The following is a 4516-nucleotide window of genomic DNA, read 5'->3' on the forward strand; positions in this document are numbered from 1 at the left end:
GAAGCCGATGAGGAGGCCCGAGGCGGCGATCCAGAGCGGCGCCGGAATCCCCCAGCCGGCCGGTGGCGCGGCCAGTCGGGCCGGCTGTCCTCCGGGACCGCCTACGCCGAGGCCGGGCAGCAGGTACGATGCGGCGAACGTACCCAGCACCAGCGCAATGAGGAACACCAGCCGCCACACCACGGTGCGCGCTGGGGGCAGCAGCTGGCCGAAGATTCCCGAGATGCCGGCGATCCGGCCGTTGCCCAGCCAGAGCAGGGCCGCGGCAAGTCCGATGAGCGTACCGCCTATCACAGCGGGGATGGGAGCAAACGAGTCCATGCGGAAAGCCTTCGAGGTTTCGAAGGCAAGGTTATCAGCCCGGCTGAAAGCGGACCAGCGTCCGGGCGATGCGATCATCCCACCGCTCGAGCCCGCGGTGAAAAACCGCACCCTGTGCGGAGTGCTTCGCGCACTCTTCCCACGTTGTGCTCTGCGCCCTAAGTATGTCGCAACTTCAAAACGATAACGGAGCTGTCGATGCTGGAACTCCTCTACGATCCCAACGTGTGGGCCGCTTTTCTTACCCTCACCGCCATGGAGATCGTCCTCGGCATCGACAATATCGTCTTCATCTCGGTCCTCGTTTCACGCCTCCCCAAGGAGCAGGCGGACCGGGCGCGCCGCCTCGGCCTGGCGCTGGCACTGATCTTCCGCATCCTCTTACTACTGGTGATCTCCTGGATCATCGGGCTCACCCAGCCGGCCTTCGACATCATGGGCTTCGCGCCCTCGTGGAAGGACCTGATCCTCATCGCCGGTGGTGCCTTCCTCGTCTACAAGGCGACGCACGAGATGCACGCCGAGATCGAGGAGCCGCACGAAGAGGAGGACAGCCTCAAGAAGCAGGCGACGATGGCCTTCGCCGCCATCATCGGCCAGATCATCGTCATCGACATGGTGTTCTCGATCGACTCGATCGTCACCGCCGTGGGCATGGCCGATCAGGTCGAGGTGATGATTGCCGCAGTGATCGTCGCGGTCGGCATCATGTTCGTCGCCTCGGGCCCGGTGGCGCGATTCGTCTCCGAGCACCCGACCACCAAGATGCTGGCGCTCGCGTTCCTGCTGCTGATCGGCACGTCGCTCGTCGCGGACGGACTCGGCTTCCATGTCCCCAAGGGCTATATCTACGCAGCCATGGGCTTCTCGGTTCTGGTCGAGGCGATCAACATCATCGCCAAGCAGCGCCGAGCGAAGCGGGTCGCCGCTAGGCCGGGGGCGACGCACAAGCTCGCCAGCGCTCCGGCGGCCGCCGATGCCGAGCCCGCAGCAACCGTCAAGCGGAAGCCCAAGACGACCTCCGCTTCGCGCGCCCGCGCCAGGCCGAAGTCGGCTCCGAGGAAGTAAGAGATGACCCGCGCGTTCGTCGTCCGTGAGCATGGTGGCCCCGAGCAGTTGAAGCTCGAGCAGGTCGAGGTGCCGGCACCGGGTCCGGGCCAGCTCAAGATCAGCAACAAGGCGATCGGGCTCAACTTTGTCGACGTCTACCAGCGCACCGGCCTCTACAAGTTGCCGCTGCCGTTCGTGGCGGGCAACGAGGGCGCCGGCGAGGTGATTGCCGTCGGCCCTGATGTGACCGGCTTCAAGGTGGGCGATCGCGTCGCCTACCAGGGCCCGGTCGGCGCCTACGCCGACGAGCGCCTGTTGCCGGCCGACAAGGCCAAGCATCTGCCCGACGGGATCACTTACGAGGTCGCGGCGGCTTCGCTCCTCAAGGGCGCCACGGCATTCTACCTGCTGCACTGGACCTATGCCCTCAAGGCCGGCGAGACCATCCTGGTCCACGCCGCGGCGGGCGGCACGGGGCAGATCCTCACCCAATGGGCCAAGGCTATCGGCGCGACGGTGATCGGGGCCGCCGGGTCCGAGGAGAAATGCGAGATCGTGCGCCAGAACGGGGCCGACCTCGCGATCAACTACAAGACCGACAACTTCCTCGAGCGGGTGAAGGAGTTCACCGGCGGCAAGGGTGTAGACGTGGTCTATGACGGCGTCGGCCAGGCGACCTTCGAGCCCTCGCTCGATTGCCTGAGGGTGCGCGGCTTGATGGTCAGTTTCGGCAATGCCTCCGGCCCGGTCTCCATCCCGCGGCTAGGGATTCTTGCGGACAAGGGTTCGCTCTATGTCACGCGACCGACCGGGGCAGGGTACTTCCGCGCCCCGGAGGACCTGCGCACCGCCGCTTCGGCGCTGTTCAACATGATCGAACTGGGCAAGATCAAGATCGCCATCGGCCAGACCCGCCCGCTGGCCGAGGCCGTGGAAGCGCAGATGGCTCTCGAGGCGCGCGAGACGACGGGATCGACGCTGCTCTTGCCGTGAGGCGCGGCTGACGCTAAACGCGGGGCCGTCGGGCAGGTGGCAGAGCGGTTGATTGCTCCGGTCTTGAAAACCGGCGAACGTGAAAACGTTCCGGGGGTTCGAATCCCTCCCTGCCCGCCACCTCTCACGTGAGACGCTGCCCGGGCCACACGGGCGGTGCCGCCGCGGATGGCCTGTCAATCGGTGTGCGGAACGTAGTTGTCAGGCACGCGAAAGTCGGCGCGCAGGACTCGAACAGGTCCGGCGTCCTCAAATTCCGAGTCGCTCTCCTCCTTCACGGCGTAGAGTTTTTCGTCGCGAAAGGCACTTGCAACCACCTGGGTGGTCGACTTCGGGATCTGACCCGCCAGGTAGCTTGCCTCCTCGAGCGCAGCTATGGCGCGCGCTTCGCCGGGCGAATGGGCGTGCACAACCACCTCGCCCTGATTTAGCGCTAGATCCCAATGAGGATCGTCGGCGGGTGCTACGGGTACCAGGCGATAGATTGTCATCACGAAACCCCACATCAGGAAAATACAACTGCCCCGCCTAGGGGGAGTCTGCATCGGACATCCGCAGCCCGCGTTCATCGAGCTGTTCGGCGACCTCGTCTTCCACGACCTCCTCAAGCTCTTCATGCGCCTGTTGCTCGACCGTTTTTCTCGCCTCTTCAATGATCTCGGCATCCTCGTGCTCGATGCCCACGGCCTTGTTGCTCGCCTTGGAGGCGGCGATCAGGTAGTCGAGTTTCACATGCAGCGCCGCCTCGCTGCGAGCGCCGGCGACCAGAATGATGCCGGAAACGAGGATCGCGGCCACTGACAGCAGGATGTTGAAGCCGAACATGAAGGGCTCGTTGAAATTAACGAGCAGCCCGATGCCAATCCCGACCAACAGCGCAACTACCGTGGCAATGAAGCCCGTCGACGTTGCAAGAAATGCGGCCAGTGCATTGATGGCGCGGCTGGAAGCTGCGTGGAGTTTCATGAGGATGGCAACGCGCGAAGTCGATCTTGGATGCTCGCTGCGGCCTTGGTCGTTGTTCGTTTGAAGCTGTGACATGGGAGACCCCTACCCATTCCGGAGTCGCGCCAAGGTCCGCAGCGTTATGGAATATCGCTTCTCCGAAACGGGTGGGATGCTGTGTTCCCACTCCGATCGGGCCTCGCCTTCGAAGAGATAGATTGAGCGCGGAGCTACTTCCACCGATATACGCTGCCATTTGCCGTCGCCCCCGCGCCGAAGCCTGAGGAGGCCGGGCGCTGCCAGTGAGATGCCGGTAATCACCCCGAACACCGACCTGTCCTTGTGCCAGCCTATGCCGGCGCCTGGGGCGTATTCGGTGACGAGCATTTGTTCGAATGCGTCGGGCCGCAAGGCGAATTGAGCTGCTGCGGCCGCGCGAAATGGCAGGAGAAATGGCGGGAACGGCTCGGCCTCCTGTAGCCGCTGTGCTGAGAAGTCGTACTTCCAGCCGAAAGACGCAGTGCGTCGCTTGCCGGTAAAGCCGTGGAACTCGAACTCCTTGAGCGGCAGCAGGGCAACTTGTTCGACAAGGGCCGCCTCCTCCTGCTCGCTGAGAAACTCAGGACGATAGGAGAAACCCGGTGGGTAGGGCGACTGCTCGAAGAGATCCGGTGTCATGGGAACTGCAACCCGGCGGCGCTACCGCCCCAATGGAGGGCGGGGTCGCCGCTATCTGGCGCTGGCCCGTAGAAGTCGGTGACAGAGTGTTGGCACGGCGGAGGCCGGTTCGGCACTTGCACTGTGGGAACGAGGGCGCTCCCCGGCCACCGCCTGCATCCGAGCCTGAGCTCGAACGATAGTCTAGACAGCCCGGCGTCCGCGAATGGCCCGGTAGATCGCGATGAGCAGGCAAGCGCCAACCACTGCCACGATCAGCTGGCCCACGATGCCGCCCATGGTGGCGCCAAAGACCAGCATGAGGATGAAGTTGCCGATCACGGCGCCCACGATCCCGAGGACGATATTCATCACCAGTCCCTGGTTCGAGCCCATCATCTTCTCGGCGATCCATCCAGCGAGCGCCCCGATAATGATCGCAGCAATCCAACCAACGCCTTCCATCTCTTCCTCCTTGGGAAACGAGCAGCAAAGCACCGCCCTATGATGGGCAATTAACGACCGAAAAGCCCACTGGTTCCGGAATTGC

Annotated in this window: 7 protein-coding genes and 1 tRNA gene; 3 read left to right on the plus strand and 5 right to left on the minus strand. The window is 64.0% G+C overall.

Going from position 1 to position 4516, the window contains the following annotated elements:
* On the minus strand, positions 1-321 hold a 321-nt coding region (locus JWQ89_RS08375; protein ID WP_299640049.1), incomplete at its 3' end, for a YeeE/YedE family protein.
* A gap of 198 nt (positions 322-519) precedes the next feature.
* Between JWQ89_RS08375 and JWQ89_RS08380 the strand changes: the two genes are divergently transcribed.
* The 3 genes from JWQ89_RS08380 (at position 520) to JWQ89_RS08390 (ending at position 2484) form a co-directional block, all read left to right on the plus strand.
* Positions 520-1389: a TerC family protein gene (locus JWQ89_RS08380; RefSeq protein WP_366143984.1), complete on the plus strand. Its 870-nt coding sequence runs from the start codon at positions 520-522 to the stop codon at positions 1387-1389.
* Between the two features lie 3 nt (positions 1390-1392).
* The gene (locus JWQ89_RS08385) at positions 1393-2364 is read left to right on the plus strand and encodes a quinone oxidoreductase (protein WP_299640051.1); all 972 of its coding nucleotides are present in this window, start codon (positions 1393-1395) and stop codon (positions 2362-2364) included.
* Between the two features lie 30 nt (positions 2365-2394).
* Positions 2395-2484, plus strand: a tRNA-Ser gene (locus JWQ89_RS08390).
* A gap of 56 nt (positions 2485-2540) precedes the next feature.
* Here the strand turns inward: JWQ89_RS08390 and JWQ89_RS08395 are convergent.
* The 4 genes from JWQ89_RS08395 to JWQ89_RS08410 all read right to left on the minus strand — a co-directional run bounded on the left by JWQ89_RS08395 (position 2541) and on the right by JWQ89_RS08410 (position 4431).
* Positions 2541-2855: a hypothetical protein gene (locus JWQ89_RS08395; RefSeq protein ID WP_299640053.1), complete on the minus strand. Its 315-nt coding sequence runs from the start codon at positions 2853-2855 to the stop codon at positions 2541-2543.
* 37 nt (positions 2856-2892) lie between these two features.
* Positions 2893-3405 carry a low affinity iron permease family protein gene (locus JWQ89_RS08400; protein WP_299640055.1) on the minus strand — a complete coding sequence of 171 codons (513 nt, stop codon included), beginning with the start codon at positions 3403-3405 and terminating at the stop codon, positions 2893-2895.
* Between the two features lie 9 nt (positions 3406-3414).
* The gene (locus tag JWQ89_RS08405) at positions 3415-3987 is read right to left on the minus strand and encodes an alpha-ketoglutarate-dependent dioxygenase AlkB (RefSeq protein ID WP_299640057.1); all 573 of its coding nucleotides are present in this window, start codon (positions 3985-3987) and stop codon (positions 3415-3417) included.
* A gap of 183 nt (positions 3988-4170) precedes the next feature.
* Entirely contained in the window at positions 4171-4431 is a 261-nt protein-coding gene (locus JWQ89_RS08410; protein WP_299640059.1) for a GlsB/YeaQ/YmgE family stress response membrane protein, read from the minus strand.
* Positions 4432-4516: the final 85 nt, after the last annotated feature.

Source organism: Devosia sp. (assembly GCF_028290645.1).
GTDB lineage: Bacteria > Pseudomonadota > Alphaproteobacteria > Rhizobiales > Devosiaceae > Devosia_A.